Annotated in this window: 2 pseudogenes; one reads left to right on the top strand and one right to left on the bottom strand. The window is 41.6% G+C overall.

Annotation, left to right across the window (positions count from 1 at the left end):
• A pseudogene (locus AB4496_RS26565) lies at window positions 1-138 on the bottom strand (short-chain dehydrogenase); the annotation flags it as partial.
• A 261-nt stretch (window positions 139-399) separates the two neighbouring features.
• Here AB4496_RS26565 and AB4496_RS26560 point away from each other — a divergent pair.
• Window positions 400-774: pseudogene (locus AB4496_RS26560) on the top strand (histone deacetylase); the annotation flags it as partial.

Raw genomic sequence — 774 nt, 5'->3', positions numbered from 1 at the left:
GTCTGCGAGAGAGAGCAGTTCTTTTGCTGAATTGGCGTCACGGTAAGTTGCGTACACCTTGTGATTACCTTTCAAGTATTGTTGAGTCAGACTTAAGCCAATGCCGCGGTTCGCTCCAGTAATAAAAATAACGCTCATGGTGATTCCTTTTCAGTTCAATTAGTTAAGTTTGATGGCTTAACACGAGAAAATCAACGCTCCACCAACTGGCTATTAGCATTCCTACAAAAATCATTACTGCTGCCATCGAGCCGCAGATCACACCACAGATGAGTATTACGTTTTTCATTGTTGTCTCTGGAACTAATTAAAGGTAATGATAATTATTATTATTAATTAGGGTTGTCGCCAAGTCTGAGACTGTTATGATTTTGAGAAAGATACGCAATTTACTTGATTATGATTCCTTTAATTTACCACCCAATCTATTCGCAGTTACCTTTACCAGAAGGTCATCGTTACCCAATCAACAAATATCTGTTGTTACACAGTGCTGTTGAGGCGCTAATGGATAGCGATCCACAATGGGGTAATGCATTCGAAATGTTCCAGCCAATGCCTGTTTCGGTAGAACAAGTAAAGCAGGTACACGATGGTGAATATGTCGATTTGCTAGTTTCTGGAAATTTGCCAGCAGCAAAAATGAGACGTATCGGCTTTCCGTGGAGTGAACAGCTTATAGAAAGGACACTCTATTCAAGTGGTGGAACCTGCTTGGCCGCTGAAATGGCCATCGAGAGTGGTTTAGCGATTCATCTCAGCGGTGGCTATCAT

Source organism: Vibrio sp. 10N.222.46.A1 (assembly GCF_041473595.1).
Classification (GTDB): domain Bacteria; phylum Pseudomonadota; class Gammaproteobacteria; order Enterobacterales; family Vibrionaceae; genus Vibrio; species Vibrio tasmaniensis_A.
This window is presented reverse-complemented; position numbering and strand designations above follow the sequence as displayed.